The following is a 17,453-nucleotide window of genomic DNA, read 5'->3' on the forward strand; positions in this document are numbered from 1 at the left end:
GGGGATAGACATTAACAACCAATCACACAAATGAATTAACTCCAAGTTGATATCGATATGCAACTGTGTAATCTTCTTTATAGTGGTGAACAAATGGAGCTTGGCCAACTATGAAGATGATTTTCGTCGATGCTGAAAATGTAGGACTGAAGGAGCTAGAAAAAATTAATGCTTCGGTCGTTGATAAAGTCTTTGTTTTTTCTAAGTCAGATTCAGTCAAGCTTGTTTGTGAAAAGTCGTTGTATCTGTTCTTATCTGACTATCCGACAGGTCAGAACCAAGCCGATTTCTATATCATTGCATATCTGTCTAGGGTGCTACTTGCTTTAGATAAAAAGCAGTTGGGCTCTGTTCATTTTGAGCTATACAGTAACGATGAAAGTTTGATTTCAGCATTTGAGTTTCAGTGCAAGCAATTAGGCGCACCTTGTCAAAGCATCAGAACTAGAGACAACACCGTTGTTCCAATTATTAAGTCACAACAGACACCCCAAAAATCCCCTGAAGACAAGCTTCTTCATGCTTTGAAGTCTCCTCGTGCTTTAGATCCTAGCTTTCAAAAGCAGCTAGGGCTGTCAAAGTCAGATTTTACCAAGGCAATCAATGAGCTTTCCAAAAATAACCAAATCAAGCGTAGTCCTCAGTCCAAGAAAAAATGGGTTAGGTGTTAGTCGGCTGACTTACCGACCTCATTAAAGAGTAATAAATGGCGGTATTCTCCATCGCTACTACTAACCATCAGGGTATGAATATCGCTGCTCTAAGCTTGCTGAGTGATGATCTCGGTACTCTCTGATGAGTTGCGTGCGAGATTAGTGTTGATGTGGCTTGATAGATGAGGTCTAGATCTTGGATGGGATTTTTATATTTAATATATAATAACCAGTACAACAGCTTGCCATAGGCTGCTGTTGTACTGGTTATTATTAATACTATGTTAGTGGCTCTGGTGGCGAAATCTGTAGGTAATACAGTGGTAGTTTCCATTTTAAGCTATGACATTTTCCACTCATTCGTCCAAAATCACTGAATATCACTAAGAATCACTGAACAATCACCGTCCCATCATCGTCGCTACTAAACCACCTCTCATACAATGTCATCGTTCATTCAACAAAGGAGATAGAACGATGAGCAACAAACAGAACAACCATAAAGCAAATCAAGCTAACAGCAACAAAGGTACATCTGGACATAACACCACGTACCAAAAGGCTCAAGATAATCGAGCAAATCAACTAAACCCAAACAACTCACGTTATCAAGGAAAGAAATAATTATGATGGATCCTTCAGATATGTCACAAGACGAGCTAGACCTGTGGTCTGATATTAATAACCCTAATAATGATTCTGATATGGATGACTGGGCGGATGCTCACAATCCAAATAATGATGACTACTTAGGGGATGACTAAGTCTAAAGCCGATGGTTTAATGCCATCGGCTTTCTATTAAATAACAGTTGGTTAGCATGACAAAAGTGACGGTAAAAAATACAAATATACAAGGCAGTTGTTGAAAATTGCTAAGCAATTAGCTGCCCCCCCACATTTAGGGCAGTTATATGCAGAAGTACTAACTTCTGTATAGCATTCAGGACATTTGATCAGAGCCATAGCTACCACCTTATACTAGGTGTGTTATTGAAATTAGGCCAAAGACTAACCTATACAATTGTTGAAAATTGAAGCTCTAGCAAAAAGTTTCTATTGATTTCTTTGACACTTAACCTTCAGCTCAATAAAACTCTTTGTCCCTCACATTCTGCAAGTAGCGATAAATGTCAATATGTAAACAAACGCAGTGCTAGAACTACCTAGTCCTCAAGCTCATATTCGTTCAACATTTCTTCAAAAACTCTTATAACATACCCATCCATAATGAGCTTATCGCGCAATGATGTATAGTAGGATTCATCCGACAATTCATCTACAGAAACAATAGCAGTACCCAACGGTGGGTTTGACTTGAATGTAGTCTTGGTTGGCTGAGGCAACTCATCACAAAAGATAGTGCATTGAGTCTCAAGTGGCTTATCAGTTTTAATTAGTACATACCCATCTGCTTCTAAATTGGTTTGCGCTTGCAGGCGGTTTACACTCCAATTGATGTAGTAGTTTTTAGTATCAGATGACACACTCAAGTCTGGTAGATTATTAAGACTATGAATACCTTTAATTTTTAATCTATCGTAAGGTTCGTATTCTGCTTTAGGCTCTTCTGGATACTTATTCTTGGGTACGTGAAGTGATGACCCTTTGTGGCGTGGAATTATTAGCTCTACAGACACGCCATTTGCCAAGATACTACTATCGTTAAATATGGTTAGGTAAAGAATCTCTGCACCAGCCCACTCTCTGAGCACATCGGCTCGCTCTCGGTATAAATCTTTATTAAGCTGTTTTCCAGTATTCTCCCCATGCTCCCACGGGGCGGATACGCTCAATATCGCCAATAGACAAGAAATTGCAGAAAATATTTAGCCTAGCCTGTGTAAAAATCCTACATAAATCTACCTTCAACCTACCGCTGCCAACTTTATCCAACCGCCTATTTAACATTAAATTATGCGGCAAAGATCACATCAAAAAACAAAAACTTGAAGTAATGTCATGCATATAACCAAGTTTCATATCAATTTGGGTATGAATAAAATATTGTCCGTTCGTCAGTAGGCTAATTTATATGCAACTTTATGGGGTGTGCCCTTCGTGTAATAAGAGTACGGTGTTTAATCGAATACACCGCTCATTCATAGAAAAAGTATTCCGCAAAAAATACTTCAAATATGAGTGTGTAAATTGTTCAGCAGAAGTTTTTTCTCATCAAACTCAAATAGATATAGTTCTTCATCGAAATGGGAGATTAAATGAACAATGACATCAGATCTATGGATCAAGCTGATGGTTTGCGTCGTCTTGCGAAACCTCCAACTGGCTTAGATAAATTGAAGGCTCTACAGGTCGAATTACGCAGTGCCATCATCGCAGGGAAATACAAAGATGCAGACAGACTAATGGCGTTGCTAGATAAAGCTCAAAAAGAGCTAGAAGAAACACATTGGAGGTAAACTGTCTTTCGATCTGGTAAGCAAAACTCTGATCTGCTCCAGCTAGACTGGACACTTCATTAAGCGACATTTTGCTGTTCAAAGTTAACTGGGCTTAGATACCCAAGAGCACTGTGCCTTCTCGTCCGATTATATACTCGCTCAACTTGAAGATGCAGGTTTCAAAATCTGAAAATTATCCGTAATTCGGGATACCAGTGAGCCTGCAACTTCTGGCAACGTTACATTGAAAAATTCATTAATAGCCGTTGTAAATTCAGCCTTCGAGGAGAAGTAAATATTGTTCCTCGCATGCTCATTCATCACTTTCCATAACCGCTCGATTGGATTTAAATTTGCCTTCCCATTTTTTTAATCTCAAGCATACTTCACCGATGAGATTTTCTTTTTATCAAAAGCTAATGAAACTTGGTTTGCATAGCGATCTGTTGCCGTTTTAAGATGTAGCCGAAAACCCAATAGCCAAAGAGGGGCTTAATCCTCAAAGCAGAACTGGATGTCAGTTCAACAACAAGTACCTTTCATCATGAGCACCACCTTAGCTTTAAAGTTGAGGTCGTGTATAGGTATTCGGATAACCTTGTAACCTGTCACTGACTAAGTGAAAACGCTGAGGCAAGTAGCTGAAACGGTTCAAGGTTTATTAGGGATAGGGGTGGGTAAAGCCGAACCATATAACTTCATGTTGTATCGTTCGGCTTTTATTTAGCTGTAACAAACACCCATTCAAACACATATTAACTAATTGAATATCTAGTTAATGGAGGTTTGAATGAGTAAATCACAGCGACTCACCACCACTTTCCTCAACAACCTTAAACCCAACCCTAGAACTGCAAAATCCGCTGATTACGAAGTCAATTTATCTGCTATGAGAGATAGTGGCTTACCTACTGGCGTACGTTGCTTAGTGGGTAAATCTGGCGGGAAACGCTTCTTGCTTAGGTATATTAGCCCTCAGGTTCCGGGTAAAAAATCTGCGATTGGTCTTGGCCGTCACCCTGAGACAGATCTTGTAACCTTGAGAAAGATCGCTAAGGAATACCGCCAGAAGATCCTGGAAGGCATTGATCCCAAGCTTGAGCGTGACAATCAGACTACCGAGAAGACGATGACTCTGGAACGGTTCTTTGATGAAGTTTACCTGCCATTGGCTAAACAGAAACGCAGTTGGAAAGATGATGTAGCGCGATTTCGTTTAGCAAAGTCAATACATCACATATCAATTCACGACCTAACTGCCGCCGATATCATCAAAGTCCAAATGGAGATGCAGAATGCCGTTACGATTAAAGGCAAGCCTTATGCTCCTGCTTCGATTAATCGCGTTTTGGCTCTATTGAAAACGATCAATCGTCAAGCATACAAGTTGATGGACGCGCCGCTCATTGCTGACAAGGTGAGCTTGTTGAAAGAAGATAACGTGCGAACTGGGTACTTGTCCGAATCACAGCTAAAGGAGTTTATAGGTCACGCTCTGAACCATGAAGACAAAAGTATTGGCGCGTACCTAGCTTTGTTGTTTTTGACTGGCGCGAGGGATAAGGAACTGCGTTTGCGCTTGAAATCCGATGTGAATTGGGAGGAGAAAACACTCACTATTCCACATACGAAAAACGGTACTAGTCACGTTTTATTCCTAAGTGACTACATGCTTGATATTTTGAGGTCGGTGCCTCATGTGGCGAATAATCCGTATCTCTTTCCTGGACGCAAAAAGGGTAAACCAGTAGGGCAACCTAGGCATGCTTTCAAGGCTATCAAAGCTAAGATGGGACTGCCCGACATACCCGGTGATAAAGCGAATCTAACCCTGCACAGTGCTCGCCATACAGTTGGGTCGCTTTTGGCGTCACAAGGAGTCTCGTTACACGACATAGCCAAGCAGTTGAATCACGCTGACCTTTCATCAACAAGGCGCTACTCAAAATTGACTGTAGGGCGTCGGAGGGAGATTGGCTCTCGTTTGTCGGATATGGTGACTGCGAAGCCAGAGATACTTTGGGAATGAAGAAGTTACGTTTAACCAGTTAATTTAGAAATACATTAGAAAGGCCCCTGTTTAGCGATGAGCTAAACAGGGGCTTTTTCATTATTAGAAGGAAATTCACGATGAAAACAGTAAACAAGTTTGAAGACATTCAATCATTGACAATGCCTGATGGCGTGAAAGCAAAACTGCTAGAGCACCTGATAGAACCATTCGGTGATGAAGAAAGCACAAAAACGTTTTGGGATGAGGTCGGTACGACCTTGTACTTGATTGAGGAAGGGGATACCAACGAAACCTTGAGTGAAGAATCTGAGGAAGATCTGCACTTCCTTCGCTTTGTTACTAACTACCCTGAATGGGTGCTGTTGTTAAACGATGATGACTGTCCTTGGTTGCTGGCGGTCGCCATAGTGACCATGGAAGGCTCTGGCGTGTACTGCTGTGCTCCTATGAACAGTCCCACGTTCCCTGTCGTGATGTTAGCAGACCAAACTGAATCTTAAAACCAAATTAAACCTGAACAATTCCATCTTAAAGGAGGTGTCCTATGGCACGTAAACCAAGCAATAAACAAGAAACGGTTCAACCTGAAATCTTAGAGGGCAATGAACAAGTCACGGTCACTGACGATCAACCAGTAGACCATTTCACTTATATCGTGCGTGAGGGCAAAGCTAAGAAGCTATCACCGAAAACAGAGAATCATGTGTTCTACGAAATCGCCATTCATGATGAAGAAAACGAGCTCTATATCCGTATGACTGGAAATCAGGGCTCTGGACTGCATAGTAAAGAGATGATCCCGCTTAAAGATATCATCGCTGTTCTAGATGTGCAGGGTGATAAGCCGTTCAAGAGTTCTGTGCTGAAGTGTGTATTTTCTGGACAGTCAGCGAACAACGCGGGTTTTATGGCGGCTTGTTGCAGGGGGCTTGGTCTTATCATCCAGTCGGAGAAATCGGTGTTTCTTCACGTTCTTGCGCCAGACTACGTGACGATTCGAGAGGAAATCCTAGCTCTAGTGGACGCTGAACCCAAAGCTGAATAACCACAAATCCACATCAACCCTTACTCACTAAGCCAACACCGGCTTTCATACCGAGCACTTAGCAAGAGTGCTTCCTTAGCAAATTTAACGAGATTTTATTATGAACTTAACTTTTGACGTTGAGCGATTACTGCTGCCTGTCAGTGTCGATCTTCAAGATGCTTTAAACCGAGTGATCAGCGAATCAGGCAAATGGACACCCATGATCCAATCGGTAATGTTTAACTTCCGAGATTCATCTTATAGTTCGGAAAACGGCGGTTGGCACCCAGTTGAAATCAGGCTTGTCCGCCTCTACGACCAGTGGATCTTTGATTACATCACTGACTTTGCGTATTGTGGTGGTCCTTATCCCGAACTGGTTAAAGAGGTGGACTTTAACTTCTCATCTGGAACAGCGAGTTTTTCCTATGTTCCAGAACTGCCGATAACAAGTAGTGAGGTAATGGAGTTCTACTCGATGTGGGAATCCAACTTTCTTAGCTACGTCGAAATGGGCGTGTTCGATGAGATAAAAGTCACTGTGGATTAGTCCATCGGCAACAAACCAAGTAGAAAGCACCATGTATGTACCATAAAATAGTTGACTCACTTCCTAGTGAAACTAAGGCTTCCCATTGCTCCATGTTAATCATGGTGTGATGGGAAGCCTTTTTCATTGGGGCAAGTTTTAGCAACGTTTACCCAATCCGTTGCCTTCGGGATTCAGAGGGGATGAAGTTGCTGGATTGCAATGGACGGTGGAAACACCAAGGAAAGGAGTCTTAATTTTAACGACTTTGGTTGGTTTACACTGGTGTTTTGTTATTAAAAGCTCCCATTGCTATGTCGAAGCAATGGGAGCAGTAAGGGACGGGAAGCCTATAGAAAATACCGAGAGAATGATTTGTCTGATGCTATCTCTGCAACTAGGGGTAAAGGCTAGCCCTTATTATGCGACGAGAGGCGCCCCTTAATCTTATGTTCGTAGTTTGGTGCGAAAACTTGGTCATTTTCAACGTTGCCATGCACTGTAAGCGGTAATCCACGATTCTCACACATTAGTCTCAAACCCGTTGAGTTAAAAAGGAACTTGTCACCGGAATCTATAGTGACAAGTTCAATTCATGGCTCTGTTTATCCAGTCATCATACCCAGTAGAAAGCCAACGGCGGTGAAGCTTAACAAGTTAGCGATATCAACTAGGTAAAGATACGGACTGGACTGAGTGATTTGGAGCAGAGTTCGTGCATCAGACATCATGGTTATACCCCTATTTAAATTTCACCTTCTATCGAAGTTATTTATTAGTTAGTCTCAACCCGACCAAAAACGGCATCATTTTGAGTTTTCCCTTGCGCGGTATCGGTTTGAGGTTTCGTTAAATCGTCTCTTTCGCTTATCTCACATAGGTAAGCTCAAAATCGGTACATAGTGGCAAGTTGATGGTTAGGGCGGTCGGTCTCGGCGTAGTGAAACGACATTATGTCGTGGTTCTTTGTTGTCATGTGGCTGTGCTTCTAGAGGGAGCGCTAGGGCGTTATTTATCAACGTGGCAACGTCATGACACAATACTCACGTACAGCAAATAAAGTATTTGGATCATCATGATCTAATTGCTCAGTAAGCTGATCGGTTTCGGTAGTCTGAAACGTGTCGACTACTTGTAACGATCCAATGTAGCGTGAAGGTCGCGTATAAGTTCAAGCTTGAGACTGACAGGGGAGAGAACCTCGACTTGAGGTATCCAAGACTTCAACAAGGGCAAGATATCGCTCAATCTTGATACTCGACTGCTAACCAACAAACTACCGTCGCTCAGTTCTTTCAATAGCTGCTGGTGGGGAAGAATCATACCTTCAAGAAAGCGAGGGGCAACTTCCCTATCAACCTGTACAAGCACTTCAGCATCATCCGGAGTTAGCCACTCCATCCCTTGTTTATGTATCTCCTCGTGGACCTTTTGATTCGGTTTGTATTTATCTTCCCGGCGGTGAATCCGTGAAATATCCGGTAATCGGTACGAATGTAACTGGTCACAGTAGGTCGCAGCAAGGAACCAGATACCCCGGTCGTTCACCAAACGATAGGGATGGACAGATTCAAACATTTTGCCATTGTACACAAGGTCAATCACAGAGTGAGTGGTGATAACTTCGGTCAACTGTCTAAACAGCGCATCGAACTTCTCGATGGGTTCGGAGCGTGGGTTTTTAAACAGAACGGGAGTGTGACCGTTGAACTTGTAATGATTAGGTAGTAGCGCGGACAAACCCGTATCGTGCAGTACCTTGTTGGTATTCGCATTAGTATTATTTCGAGTTACCGGATCTAACCGATAACCCTCATTGGTGCGGATAATTGGAGCGTTGACTAGCCTTTCATTGAAATCGCGTCTCAGGGTTTTCTCGCTTACCTGATAATCCGCGACCAACTGCTCAGGGGAGAGCACTTCTCCCATAAACAATCTCGTCAATATGTCACCTAGCCTTAAAGCTAGCTTTTCACTCTTATCGCTCATGCTACTAGCGTACGGTTTCCACCGGACAGGTTGAGGGCAAAACATTTTTAAATGTTTCAAACCGTCGCGCACTGAGATTTGGCATAGCTTTCATTGGATAAGGCAGGGCAATGACGATGACTATTTTCACACTCATTCTGCGGTCTTGGACACATCCTGTCCGAGCGCAGTGGGATACTACACAACGTAGATTTACTACAACGTCAATTAAAGGAAACTATAATGAAAGTGACATTCATTAAGCCACTTATGGCATCAGGTTATTCATGCCGCTCTTTAGGTTGTCCAGGTTGGGTCACCAAGGGTGGGTCATGCGATACATGTGGCGCAATGGATTACAGTTAAGAAGGAGTATTCGTTATGGGCGGTTGGACAGAAGACCAAGGTGACTATGATGATGGCACAGAAGATTCTGGCTTCAGTCAGGACTTCGACATGGAACCGGGCGACGATGGTTGGCTCGGTGGCGACTTCATGGCCGATGATGACGATGACTAAGTCCCATCATTAAATTTGGCTTATCAACAAGGGCGATATCGAAAGGTATCGCCCTTTTCTGTATCTAGAGAAAAGGAAAAAATTATGACGAAAACACATTTTCACCCTAACCCACAACAGCGCTGGTTTAAGCCTAGCTCGTCAACAGGTGTTCGATTCGCGAAGTACGGTGCCACACTCGGTACCCGCTATGGTCCCCAAGGGGTCGTGATTGGCGGGGCGCTCGGGTTTGTCGCAGGTGCATTAATCGGAGGAGCGTTGGATGAGCTAGATGTTATCTAGTGAAAAAGTAGAGGCGAAACTGCCTCTACTTTTTTCTTTATCGTAACTTATGGGAAGTGGTTTCCCTTTATCTCGTCGGGCTTTTCCCTCTGTGTTCATTTAGCCCGTTGGGGAATTAATAACATTCCAAATTCGCACTACCATCCGTTACTTCGACTATCGGTATATCACTGTCGCTATTTACTTCTGCAAGTATGAGGTCTTTGCGCTGCTTTAAATCGAACACCGATAGCCGCTCATGAAACTGATACCAAGTAAGCTCAATGTTGCGAGTGTCAGTCCCGCCTGTTTTGGAAACGATGTTTACTTGTGTGCTCGATAGGGGGGCATCTTTTATTATCAAGTATTCCTTGTCCGGTAGCTTTTCATTCCATACATAGTCAGGCTTGAACACTGGCGCATTTCCGAACGGCGTATTGACCTGCCGAATCGCTTGCTTGAGTTTTAACGCATAGCGACAACGGTCACCATCTTTGTCTTTGAAGTCTATGTAGAGCGTACAAACCTTACCCTCTTTCTGTATACCGAGGGTGTACTTGTATTCGTCGTGCTTAAGCTTGCCGCTTTCGAAGAATGGGTTGTCCCGTAGGTGTAATTTGCAAGGGATATAGCCGATGTGGTCGTAGGGCTTGAACAGCAAGGTCATTTCTATCGGATCTTCTTCAAGCTTACCTGTGGCTATCGTGGTGAACAACGCTGCATGAAAAGGTTTGTTCTTTGTCTTGGGCAGTACGGAATCTTTGCTTATGTTCTTACGGAACCATCGTTTGGTTGGCTCAATGAGGTGCTTTTCATTCGTTGGCGAGTAACTTTGGAGTATTTGTAAGATGATCTCTAAGCACTCATCTTCGTACTTCGTATCGTCATTGGCTAGCCCATTCACTTTGGCGATAAATGCTTGGTTCATCTCGTACCACAACGGGAACTGGGTACTTTTGATAGAAAACGTTACCGGAACATGCGTGTATGCTTTGGCACGATTATCGTTAATTTTTTCGTGCATTTCAGCTTGTGTATTACGTGTTTCATCCTCGCTTTTCTTGAACGGTTTTACGGCGAGTGGGCGGTACGGGTAATCTTCGACAATGTTGTTTTTGTCGATAGCGATGTGGATATCGATTGTATTAGTGAGTTTATCGATAGCTGGTTTTACTGAGTACTTCTTTACGAACGAAGAATGTGCAGATCTGTTTGTAAAACGTGCGCTGATACCTGCCTGAGCACAGGCAAGAGAGAGTTGGTTGGTGACCTTATCGATACTTAAACCGAGTAGGTGTGCTAGTGTCTCAATCAGCTCATGTTTTTGATGAGATGTCTTTAGGCTATCGCGATGAATATGTAGATTGACGATCTTATCGAGGTAGTGAGTCTTTTTTCTTTGCATGTCAAATCAAACAAATGTGTTCCTTTTCGAGTACTTTACTCTTTCTTATCCCCTTATGTCTCCTAGGTTTTTACTTCAATGATGGCGTTGTGGGTTATTGGATGAGGTGACTCACTCAAAACCTACAAGGTATTGAAAGCAATAACTTAGTGCTTACGATTTACTTATACGGAGTGAGATATTGTGAGCACTACACCGATAGAAATGAACCAGAAGGTACTTAACGCCTTGCCTCGTCCTGCTAAGGGCGAGCAAGGTGTTGAGTATCCTTGGAAGAAAAACCCGCGACTACGCGTACTTGTGACCGCGAAGAGTATGCGCTGGATTGTTCGCCTTGGCTGGAAAGGAAAGCGTTACTACGAGTCGTTTGGCACTTATCCCGAAATGAAGTTTGCTGAATTCAATCAGTTGGCTTACCAATTTATCGCTGATGTTCAGTCTGGGGCATACCAGAAGGGGTCGCGTTTGACGGTTCAGCAGTTCTTTGATGACGTTGTACTTCCATACAGTCGTAATCATCACCGCGATTCTAAGACCTTTTTATCCCGTTCTAAGCGCGTAATGGCTGCGTTTGGTAAAGAGCGTGTTACGGACGTGACTCGCCGTGATGTTGAGCGGTTTCTCAATTCACTTACTGACTTAAGTCATGCGTCCATTAACCGTTATCACGCCTTCTTGTCGAAATTTTTCTCGATGACAGTTGACCATGAAATTATCGAGAAAAGTCCAGTAAAGGGTATTAAAAAGCGGGTGGAGAACAATGCGAAAGACCGAGTGTTGTCCTCTAAAGAGGTGGAAAGCTTTTGTCGTCATGCGTGTGCTGAGCCGAACTTTCTACATGCGAGTGCGCTGATGTTGAGTTTGTTGACAGGTATGCGCATTGGCAACGTGATGAGTTTAACTCGCTCCATGCTTGCAGATGACCTTTCTTCTGCGCTCCTGCTGATGACTAAGTCTGGTAAATCGCAGCGCGTCTATTTCTCCGAGCCAGCAAAACGCCTGATCCGTAAATGTCTCAAAGTGTCGTTCAATGATTGGGTGTTCCCCTCGTTAAAGAACCAAGGCGAGCACATTGCCTACCCACGCGCTTGTATGGAGCGAATTCAGCTTGCCATGAAGCAAGAAGGCTGTCTGGACGCACCTTTTACTATCCACGATCTTCGCCGCACTTACGCAACCCAAATGTTGATTGCGACGAACGATATCCGTCTCGCGCAGCAAAGCCTTGGTCATTCCAATGTGAATGTCACCGAGCGTTACGCCTACTATCAAAATACCCATTTAGCGCAAGCCTCTCAGCAGACCGTTGACGCTATGCTACCTAACTTACAAATCGATTAAGGAGTTCGACATGTCCAGAGTACTAACTATTGAAGAATTTGCGGAAATGTACGGCTTAAACCCGGCAACCGTGCGAACCAATGTAACTCGCAACCCTAAAAGCTTACCGCCAGTGATGCGCATAGGTCGCAGTGTGCGCTTTTTGCGTAGTGAGGTTGAGCGTTGGGAAAAAGAGATGACAATGCATTAACACAGTAATATTTCTTAATACAGATAAAAGCCCAAAGGCGTCCGTTAGGACGTCTTTGGGCTTTTTAGTATCTGTCTATAAAATCAAACAAAAGTGTACCTAAACTTTATATTTTTGCTATCACAGCCTTGACGATTGATATTTCTTCTAGTGCCTTTCGTGACTTAGGTTCTGCGTTAAATCCTCGCTGGACTTTGAGCGACGAGTTAATTGTTTTGTGGCTTGTCGACTCGATTCCCTTCTTCGTTGAGTGCTTTCTTTCATCCCTAATATGGACCTCAGCAACGCAGCGATTCTCTCGCTTGGTTGTTTTCGAGGGGGCAGCGAGCTTCTTCGCTGCTCTTTAACAATTAAATGATTTGAGGTATCAAAATGAGTAACTCTATTTTTGTTCGTAGTAAGTTAGGTGTAGCTAATGTATTTGGTGGCAAAACGGTTCTTCCATCTGAAGATCTGCTGCTTATTCTGGGTGCAAGAGGTAATCTAATCGTTGCTGAAACTGGTGAAGAGGCTGACGCACTCTTTAAACAGGTATCGAAGAAGATGAAACCTGAGAAGAATAAATGCTTCATGTTGGAAAGCGGTGGCTGGATCCATGCGGATACGGTTGGTAGTGCTTTCATCTCTCCTAAGTCGGGTGCATTGTTGATGACGGTGGTAAACAGCGACAATTTGCTTGCTATGTTTACGCCTGAAGAATTCAGTGACCTCGAAGGTTTGCGTGACGCGATTACAGAAGCCTTACTGACGTACAGTGAGGGTAATGACCTGCCTAAGATTGCTTGGTCAGACTTTAAGTAATCATCATTGTAAACCTTGCAAAAAGACGCCTTAGTGCGTCTTTTTGCGTTTCTGGAGAGTAGTTATATGAACGAAACATATGATTGGTTAGAGCAGTCTTCTGACTTAAACATGGACAACCTAGCAACATCTGGTTGGACTGAGGACGAAGCGGTAAGTGCTTGGGGTGAAGCTCAACCTAGTGAGCCTGCTTCTTTTGATAGCGTTAAGCGCAAAGCCAAACCCCTGGTGGGTCGTAAGCCCAAAAAGAAGAAGCAAACTAAGCGAAAGCGACGAGAGGCAACACCGTTCTTTGAACGTCCCGTGATAGCTATGGATACTGAGTATGTAGAGTCTGAATGCGGAACCTACAACCGTATCTTGAGTTATCAATTCGCGGTTCTATTCAAGGGCAAGTTATCAACGATTATCTTGTTTCCTGAATCGACCAAAAAATCGGGACGACTAGCACTGGACAAATGCTTGGTTCAGGCTATCGAAAAAGCGATGGAAGATGAAGTACTTGATAAGTGGCCGACTGACATCATTTTGTGTGCTCATTGGCTATCGGCTGATTTGTTTAACTTCAGCCAAGCTTTTGACCAACTCAAGACACATGTCAAAGGTTTACGTAAGACGGTGGCGAGTCTTGATGACGTATACGGACTGGAACTTGATAAAGTCATGTCTCGACGTATCGATAAAGAGCCTCTCAATGTTCACGACAAATCCCGCAACCGACACACCTTGTATATCACGTTCTACGACACCATGCTGCTTTCGCCCAATGGATCGTCACTAGCCTCTGTCGGAGAGCTATTGAAGATTCCAAAGGTGGAAATTCCAGAGCCGTACTCTATCTCTCGAATGGATGAGTTTCTGGAAGCACAACCGGAGAAATTCGCTGAGTATGCAATTACTGATTCAATTATCAGTGCTCGTCATTTCGAGCGGGTTTCTTCCTTCTGTCAAAATACACTCGGTCTAAATTCGGTTCCGTTCACCATCGGCGGTATCGCCGTTAAAGCCTTTGTGAATAGCTTAGAGGATAAGCGCGGTTATCGTGGTTTGTTTGGCTTTGAGAAGGTGACTAAAGAAGTGTGGCCCTCTGACCGAAGTAAACCGCTAACGATAACTCGTGATGTGCCTGCAACGGCTCGTATGACGTTGGAAAACTTTGCGACTCAGTGTTACCACGGTGGTCGCAATGAGTCATTTATTGCTGGCCCGTCAGATATTGATACATGGCGAGACTATGATGTTCCATCATGTTATTCGGCGATTACGCTAGGTCTGCGCGAGTTAGATTACGATCAGATGTACATGACTCGAGATCTGAAAGAGCTGTTTGGAGACAAATGTGCTTTGGCTTGGGTCGAGTTTAAGTTCCCTGAACATATTCGCTTCCCAAGTTTAGCCGTTCGATCTGAGTATGGATTGATATTTCCGCTATCGGGTGAGACGCATTGTACAGGTCATGAGCTTGAAGTTGCTTACAACCAAGGTGCAAAAATCAAGGTTAAGCAGGGTTTTGTTATTCCATGGAAAAATGATACCCGCATCTTTGAAGGGTATATGTCTTGGATTCGGGAGAATCGGAAGAAATTAGTAAAAGGTAGTTTTGACGAGCGACTTTTCAAAGAGCTAGCCAACACTGTTTATGGTCGGTTCTCACAAGCTTTGAGACCCAAGACTTCATTCGATATTCAGGCTGGATACTCAAAGCAGATGCCTCCATCTACATTAACCAATCCGTACTTTGCTGCATATACCACGGGTTTGGCGAGAGCTTTGATGGGGGAAATGTTAGCAGGTATACCGAAGCATAGAGTAGTTGTTTCAACAACAACTGATGGAATATTAACCAATGCTACGCTGGGCGAAATTGATTTAACAGGTCCCATTTGTCAACGATTCAGGAGTCACTTTCATCGAATTGAGCCTGACGGTGGTGAAATTTTGGAGCTCAAGCATCAAGCGTCCCAGCTGATCGGTGCTAAGACTCGTGCTCAGTACACCGTTATCGAAAGTGAAGGCCATGAGCCGATACTGGCGAAAGGTGGCGTTAAGGTCGACCCGATGGTCACTGACCAAAGTGCTTACATGGTTAACAAGTATCTCACCCGAAAGCCCGGTGACAAAGTTGATGGTAGCTACCTGACACCGAACCGAATGCGCTTTTTAGAGCATAAGGATCTGATGTTGGAAAAGCGGTCTATCTTCTTGAATATGGAGTTCGACCAGAAACGTGAAATGTTGAATCCGGTAATGGTTGAAGTGAAAGGACGGGAGCATATTGCGCTTGAAACCAAGCCACACAAGTCGTTGGATGAGATGTTGTTTACACGATTGCGCTTTGATCGATGGCGGAAGACGCATTGTCTTAAAACGTTTGATGATTGGTGCTCATGGCAAGACCGTTTGGTAATGGCAGAAAGCACGAGTCACAAGGACCTGCGTTTAAAGGCTGATGAGACTTCGGATAGCTTAATGGCGCGCTTATTCTTGCGTTTCTACGCGCATGAGCAAGGTGGTATGAGCAAGAAGCAGATTAGCGCTAAAGCATTAGCTGAGTGGATGACCGATATTGGCTATCCAACCAAAGCGACCGCAGTACGTAGTGCTAAGAATACCAAATTGATTGAAGGCGCTGTACCGATGACAGAGCTGACCATCAACTTAGCTCGCTTAATAGTCTCGAAGTTTCCTGACTTCGAAGTTGAAATCCTCTTCAACCCTGAATCTCGTTCCTCACTGCGAGAAGCTCTCAACGCCCGTTGAGATCGTAAATATTGACCTATCGAAAGCCCTTATCTCAAAGGGCTTTTTTACCAATCAACCATTGCACCGTTGGGGATATAAGAAACCCAACCTCACACGCAATGACATTTATTCAAATCCACAGCCGTCATTCCGGCGGCTAACTCAATAAAATTTTAAGGAGCATTATTATGGCTAAGTCACATTGTAATTATTATTTGGCGATTACTGATGAAGCGATCGTACCTGTTAAAACCTTCGATGAGGCTCGCGCTTTATCTCACGGTAAACCGGGCGGCAATGTTAAAGGTTTTAATAGCTATCAGGAGGCGGTTGATACAATTCCCGAAATCCGCAAAGCAAACAATAAGCGCTTGAAGAAAAAAGCCCCGAAGCGACCACGTAATAACGGTATGCCGAAAGTGAAAGAAGACCTAAGTTACCTTCTCAATCTTCAGACGTCATCGAAACCTAAGAAGGTCACTCTGAACTGCCATCTTGGTACAGGCGGTAAAGCCTCAACAATATCGGTGTTGGATGGTGAAACTCATGTGACCGAAGCTCTGAAGGGGACTGCTGCCACTATGCAACTACAACTTGGTTTTTATGCTCTAAAGCGTGCTAAAGCAGAGCTTAATAATGGTGCTGGTTCCGTTGAAGTGTTGGGTCTGAACATCACTGTGGTGAACACTCTGACGTTATGGGCACCGAAGTGGAAGCAACAGAACTGGGTGAAACCTAACGGACAGCCGAGACCAAACGCTAAACTGGTGCGCGATATGCTGGCGTTATATGAGCAGATTAAATCTAAGGTTAGCTTTGGTGACAGTAACAGCCCTGAACATGACGACGCGCCATTCTAACTAAACATTAAGTAGCCCAACAGGGGATGAGAGGCTTGTCCTCTCGGCTCCTGTTGGGTTTTTTACTATCTGATTTACAGGAATAATTCTGATGAAAAATACTAAAACATTGACCGTTGAGGGTGTTGAGTTCCCTTCTCGCACTGCTGCTGCACTTCACTATGGCTTAAACCCTAAGCTGGTTAATGAGCGCGTTACCAAGTTTGGGTGGACACTAGAGCAAGCCCTTGAGCTAGAAGCGCGCCCTAAAGGTGACTACCGCAAGAAAGTTGTTATAGACGGCACCGAGTACTCAAGTATGCGCCAAGCGGGTAGAGAGCTAGGTGTGGCGCAAAGTACGCTGATGAACCGCATAAAGGCTGGCATATCTGTAGAGGAAGCGCTGTCTGCTGCGCAGACTGAGCGTGAGAAACTAAAGGGGCAATCTAAGCCCATGTTCTACGGTAACAAACTTTACCCGTCTGCGCGCCATTTGTTGCTTGCTAATCCCGCGCTGGTTGCTGGTGGTGATTTGGGTAAAGCCGTTACCTCGCTAAATGACAAGGCTCGTCGAGCTAAGAATAAGGGTAAGGTTCGTAACCTATCGTTGGATCAAGTTTCCGCTGAGTATGACTTGGCGAAAATTGGGTTTGCTGATGAGTTTGATGGTTTTGTTGAACGGTTAGTGGAACAAGTTGGTGAAGCTGTTTTGACCGAATTGTTCTATGAGCTGAAGTAGTCCGAATTGGTGTTTTGAAGGGAG

Annotated in this window: 21 protein-coding genes and 2 pseudogenes; 17 read left to right on the forward strand and 6 right to left on the reverse strand. The window is 43.9% G+C overall.

Translation table 11 applies throughout. From position 1 onward, the window contains the following. Window positions 1-110: 110 nt before the first annotated feature. The 3 genes from ACLIIY_RS00520 (at window position 111) to ACLIIY_RS00530 (ending at window position 1,417) form a co-directional block, all read left to right on the forward strand. On the forward strand, window positions 111-671 hold the full coding sequence (locus tag ACLIIY_RS00520; protein WP_023585695.1) for a hypothetical protein: 561 nt from the start codon (window positions 111-113) through the stop codon (window positions 669-671). A gap of 459 nt (window positions 672-1,130) precedes the next feature. Further along, the gene (locus ACLIIY_RS00525) at window positions 1,131-1,277 is read left to right on the forward strand and encodes a hypothetical protein (RefSeq protein ID WP_023585697.1); all 147 of its coding nucleotides are present in this window, start codon (window positions 1,131-1,133) and stop codon (window positions 1,275-1,277) included. 2 nt (window positions 1,278-1,279) lie between these two features. Then, a complete protein-coding gene (locus ACLIIY_RS00530) occupies window positions 1,280-1,417 on the forward strand; it encodes a hypothetical protein (RefSeq protein ID WP_023585698.1) in 138 nt (45 codons plus the stop codon). A 401-nt stretch (window positions 1,418-1,818) separates the two neighbouring features. Here the strand turns inward: ACLIIY_RS00530 and ACLIIY_RS00535 are convergent, their stop codons facing one another. Continuing rightward, entirely contained in the window at window positions 1,819-2,367 is a 549-nt protein-coding gene (locus tag ACLIIY_RS00535; RefSeq protein WP_155007066.1) for a hypothetical protein, read from the reverse strand. A gap of 504 nt (window positions 2,368-2,871) precedes the next feature. On the opposite strand from ACLIIY_RS00535, the gene ACLIIY_RS00540 reads away from it, so the two are divergent. Next, the gene (locus tag ACLIIY_RS00540; RefSeq protein WP_023585700.1) at window positions 2,872-3,072 is read left to right on the forward strand and encodes a hypothetical protein; all 201 of its coding nucleotides are present in this window, start codon (window positions 2,872-2,874) and stop codon (window positions 3,070-3,072) included. Between the two features lie 59 nt (window positions 3,073-3,131). On the opposite strand, the pseudogene ACLIIY_RS00545 reads toward ACLIIY_RS00540, so the two are convergent. Beyond that, window positions 3,132-3,218 (reverse strand): annotated as a pseudogene (locus ACLIIY_RS00545) (IS3 family transposase); the annotation flags it as partial. After that, window positions 3,214-3,408: pseudogene (locus ACLIIY_RS00550) on the reverse strand (IS630 family transposase); the annotation flags it as partial. The pseudogenes ACLIIY_RS00550 and ACLIIY_RS00545, both read right to left, overlap by 5 nt. A gap of 436 nt (window positions 3,409-3,844) precedes the next feature. On the opposite strand from ACLIIY_RS00550, the gene ACLIIY_RS00555 reads away from it, so the two are divergent. From ACLIIY_RS00555 to ACLIIY_RS00570, 4 genes are all read left to right on the forward strand, one after another. Then, complete coding sequence (locus ACLIIY_RS00555; protein WP_050920397.1) at window positions 3,845-5,083, forward strand: integrase family protein; 1,239 nt, start codon at window positions 3,845-3,847, stop codon at window positions 5,081-5,083. A gap of 101 nt (window positions 5,084-5,184) precedes the next feature. Continuing rightward, window positions 5,185-5,568, forward strand: coding sequence for a hypothetical protein (locus tag ACLIIY_RS00560; RefSeq protein WP_065274884.1), 384 nt, complete (start codon window positions 5,185-5,187; stop codon window positions 5,566-5,568). A 44-nt stretch (window positions 5,569-5,612) separates the two neighbouring features. After that, on the forward strand, window positions 5,613-6,113 hold the full coding sequence (locus ACLIIY_RS00565) for a hypothetical protein (RefSeq protein ID WP_434527982.1): 501 nt from the start codon (window positions 5,613-5,615) through the stop codon (window positions 6,111-6,113). Window positions 6,114-6,213: 100 nt separating this feature from the next. Then, on the forward strand, window positions 6,214-6,645 hold the full coding sequence (locus ACLIIY_RS00570) for a DUF2787 domain-containing protein (protein ID WP_108694264.1): 432 nt from the start codon (window positions 6,214-6,216) through the stop codon (window positions 6,643-6,645). Window positions 6,646-7,229: 584 nt separating this feature from the next. Here ACLIIY_RS00570 and ACLIIY_RS00575 read toward each other — a convergent pair. Then, complete coding sequence (locus ACLIIY_RS00575) at window positions 7,230-7,355, reverse strand: hypothetical protein (protein WP_277869050.1); 126 nt, start codon at window positions 7,353-7,355, stop codon at window positions 7,230-7,232. Between the two features lie 397 nt (window positions 7,356-7,752). Beyond that, window positions 7,753-8,658 carry a helix-turn-helix transcriptional regulator gene (locus ACLIIY_RS00580; protein WP_434528528.1) on the reverse strand — a complete coding sequence of 302 codons (906 nt, stop codon included), beginning with the start codon at window positions 8,656-8,658 and terminating at the stop codon, window positions 7,753-7,755. Between the two features lie 177 nt (window positions 8,659-8,835). Between ACLIIY_RS00580 and ACLIIY_RS00585 the strand changes: the two genes are divergently transcribed. The 3 genes from ACLIIY_RS00585 (at window position 8,836) to ACLIIY_RS00595 (ending at window position 9,393) form a co-directional block, all read left to right on the forward strand. Next, window positions 8,836-8,958, forward strand: coding sequence for a hypothetical protein (locus ACLIIY_RS00585; protein WP_256913817.1), 123 nt, complete (start codon window positions 8,836-8,838; stop codon window positions 8,956-8,958). 15 nt (window positions 8,959-8,973) lie between these two features. Next, the gene (locus tag ACLIIY_RS00590; protein WP_023585706.1) at window positions 8,974-9,111 is read left to right on the forward strand and encodes a hypothetical protein; all 138 of its coding nucleotides are present in this window, start codon (window positions 8,974-8,976) and stop codon (window positions 9,109-9,111) included. 84 nt (window positions 9,112-9,195) lie between these two features. Then, window positions 9,196-9,393: a hypothetical protein gene (locus ACLIIY_RS00595; RefSeq protein WP_434527983.1), complete on the forward strand. Its 198-nt coding sequence runs from the start codon at window positions 9,196-9,198 to the stop codon at window positions 9,391-9,393. A gap of 115 nt (window positions 9,394-9,508) precedes the next feature. On the opposite strand, the gene ACLIIY_RS00600 is transcribed toward ACLIIY_RS00595, so the two are convergent. Continuing rightward, window positions 9,509-10,777 carry a hypothetical protein gene (locus ACLIIY_RS00600; protein ID WP_434527984.1) on the reverse strand — a complete coding sequence of 423 codons (1,269 nt, stop codon included), beginning with the start codon at window positions 10,775-10,777 and terminating at the stop codon, window positions 9,509-9,511. 183 nt (window positions 10,778-10,960) lie between these two features. On the opposite strand from ACLIIY_RS00600, the gene ACLIIY_RS00605 reads away from it, so the two are divergent. From ACLIIY_RS00605 to ACLIIY_RS00630, 6 genes are all read left to right on the forward strand, one after another. Then, window positions 10,961-12,118: a tyrosine-type recombinase/integrase gene (locus ACLIIY_RS00605; protein ID WP_434527985.1), complete on the forward strand. Its 1,158-nt coding sequence runs from the start codon at window positions 10,961-10,963 to the stop codon at window positions 12,116-12,118. Window positions 12,119-12,128: 10 nt separating this feature from the next. Then, entirely contained in the window at window positions 12,129-12,308 is a 180-nt protein-coding gene (locus ACLIIY_RS00610; RefSeq protein WP_005484891.1) for a helix-turn-helix domain-containing protein, read from the forward strand. Between the two features lie 372 nt (window positions 12,309-12,680). Continuing rightward, window positions 12,681-13,109, forward strand: coding sequence for a hypothetical protein (locus tag ACLIIY_RS00615; RefSeq protein WP_158156891.1), 429 nt, complete (start codon window positions 12,681-12,683; stop codon window positions 13,107-13,109). Between the two features lie 66 nt (window positions 13,110-13,175). Then, a complete protein-coding gene (locus ACLIIY_RS00620; RefSeq protein ID WP_434527986.1) occupies window positions 13,176-15,869 on the forward strand; it encodes a hypothetical protein in 2,694 nt (897 codons plus the stop codon). A 170-nt stretch (window positions 15,870-16,039) separates the two neighbouring features. Continuing rightward, window positions 16,040-16,711, forward strand: coding sequence for a hypothetical protein (locus ACLIIY_RS00625; RefSeq protein WP_153646112.1), 672 nt, complete (start codon window positions 16,040-16,042; stop codon window positions 16,709-16,711). Between the two features lie 91 nt (window positions 16,712-16,802). Further along, the gene (locus ACLIIY_RS00630; RefSeq protein ID WP_153646111.1) at window positions 16,803-17,429 is read left to right on the forward strand and encodes a hypothetical protein; all 627 of its coding nucleotides are present in this window, start codon (window positions 16,803-16,805) and stop codon (window positions 17,427-17,429) included. The last annotated feature ends 24 nt before the right edge of the window (window positions 17,430-17,453 follow it).

This window comes from Vibrio sp. K4 (assembly GCF_051122595.1).
Lineage (GTDB): Bacteria > Pseudomonadota > Gammaproteobacteria > Enterobacterales > Vibrionaceae > Vibrio > Vibrio owensii.

Coding starts and splice junctions, on each gene's coding strand:
- ACLIIY_RS00520 (WP_023585695.1), top strand. CDS start 111: ATGAAGATGATTTTCGTCGATGCTGAAAATGTAGGACTGAAGGAGCTA.
- ACLIIY_RS00525 (WP_023585697.1), top strand. CDS start 1,131: ATGAGCAACAAACAGAACAACCATAAAGCAAATCAAGCTAACAGCAAC.
- ACLIIY_RS00530 (WP_023585698.1), top strand. CDS start 1,280: ATGATGGATCCTTCAGATATGTCACAAGACGAGCTAGACCTGTGGTCT.
- ACLIIY_RS00540 (WP_023585700.1), top strand. CDS start 2,872: ATGAACAATGACATCAGATCTATGGATCAAGCTGATGGTTTGCGTCGT.
- ACLIIY_RS00555 (WP_050920397.1), top strand. CDS start 3,845: ATGAGTAAATCACAGCGACTCACCACCACTTTCCTCAACAACCTTAAA.
- ACLIIY_RS00560 (WP_065274884.1), top strand. CDS start 5,185: ATGAAAACAGTAAACAAGTTTGAAGACATTCAATCATTGACAATGCCT.
- ACLIIY_RS00565 (WP_434527982.1), top strand. CDS start 5,613: ATGGCACGTAAACCAAGCAATAAACAAGAAACGGTTCAACCTGAAATC.
- ACLIIY_RS00570 (WP_108694264.1), top strand. CDS start 6,214: ATGAACTTAACTTTTGACGTTGAGCGATTACTGCTGCCTGTCAGTGTC.
- ACLIIY_RS00575 (WP_277869050.1), bottom strand. CDS start 7,355: ATGATGTCTGATGCACGAACTCTGCTCCAAATCACTCAGTCCAGTCCG.
- ACLIIY_RS00580 (WP_434528528.1), bottom strand. CDS start 8,658: ATGTTTTGCCCTCAACCTGTCCGGTGGAAACCGTACGCTAGTAGCATG.
- ACLIIY_RS00585 (WP_256913817.1), top strand. CDS start 8,836: ATGAAAGTGACATTCATTAAGCCACTTATGGCATCAGGTTATTCATGC.
- ACLIIY_RS00590 (WP_023585706.1), top strand. CDS start 8,974: ATGGGCGGTTGGACAGAAGACCAAGGTGACTATGATGATGGCACAGAA.
- ACLIIY_RS00595 (WP_434527983.1), top strand. CDS start 9,196: ATGACGAAAACACATTTTCACCCTAACCCACAACAGCGCTGGTTTAAG.
- ACLIIY_RS00600 (WP_434527984.1), bottom strand. CDS start 10,777: ATGCAAAGAAAAAAGACTCACTACCTCGATAAGATCGTCAATCTACAT.
- ACLIIY_RS00610 (WP_005484891.1), top strand. CDS start 12,129: ATGTCCAGAGTACTAACTATTGAAGAATTTGCGGAAATGTACGGCTTA.
- ACLIIY_RS00615 (WP_158156891.1), top strand. CDS start 12,681: ATGAGTAACTCTATTTTTGTTCGTAGTAAGTTAGGTGTAGCTAATGTA.
- ACLIIY_RS00620 (WP_434527986.1), top strand. CDS start 13,176: ATGAACGAAACATATGATTGGTTAGAGCAGTCTTCTGACTTAAACATG.
- ACLIIY_RS00625 (WP_153646112.1), top strand. CDS start 16,040: ATGGCTAAGTCACATTGTAATTATTATTTGGCGATTACTGATGAAGCG.
- ACLIIY_RS00630 (WP_153646111.1), top strand. CDS start 16,803: ATGAAAAATACTAAAACATTGACCGTTGAGGGTGTTGAGTTCCCTTCT.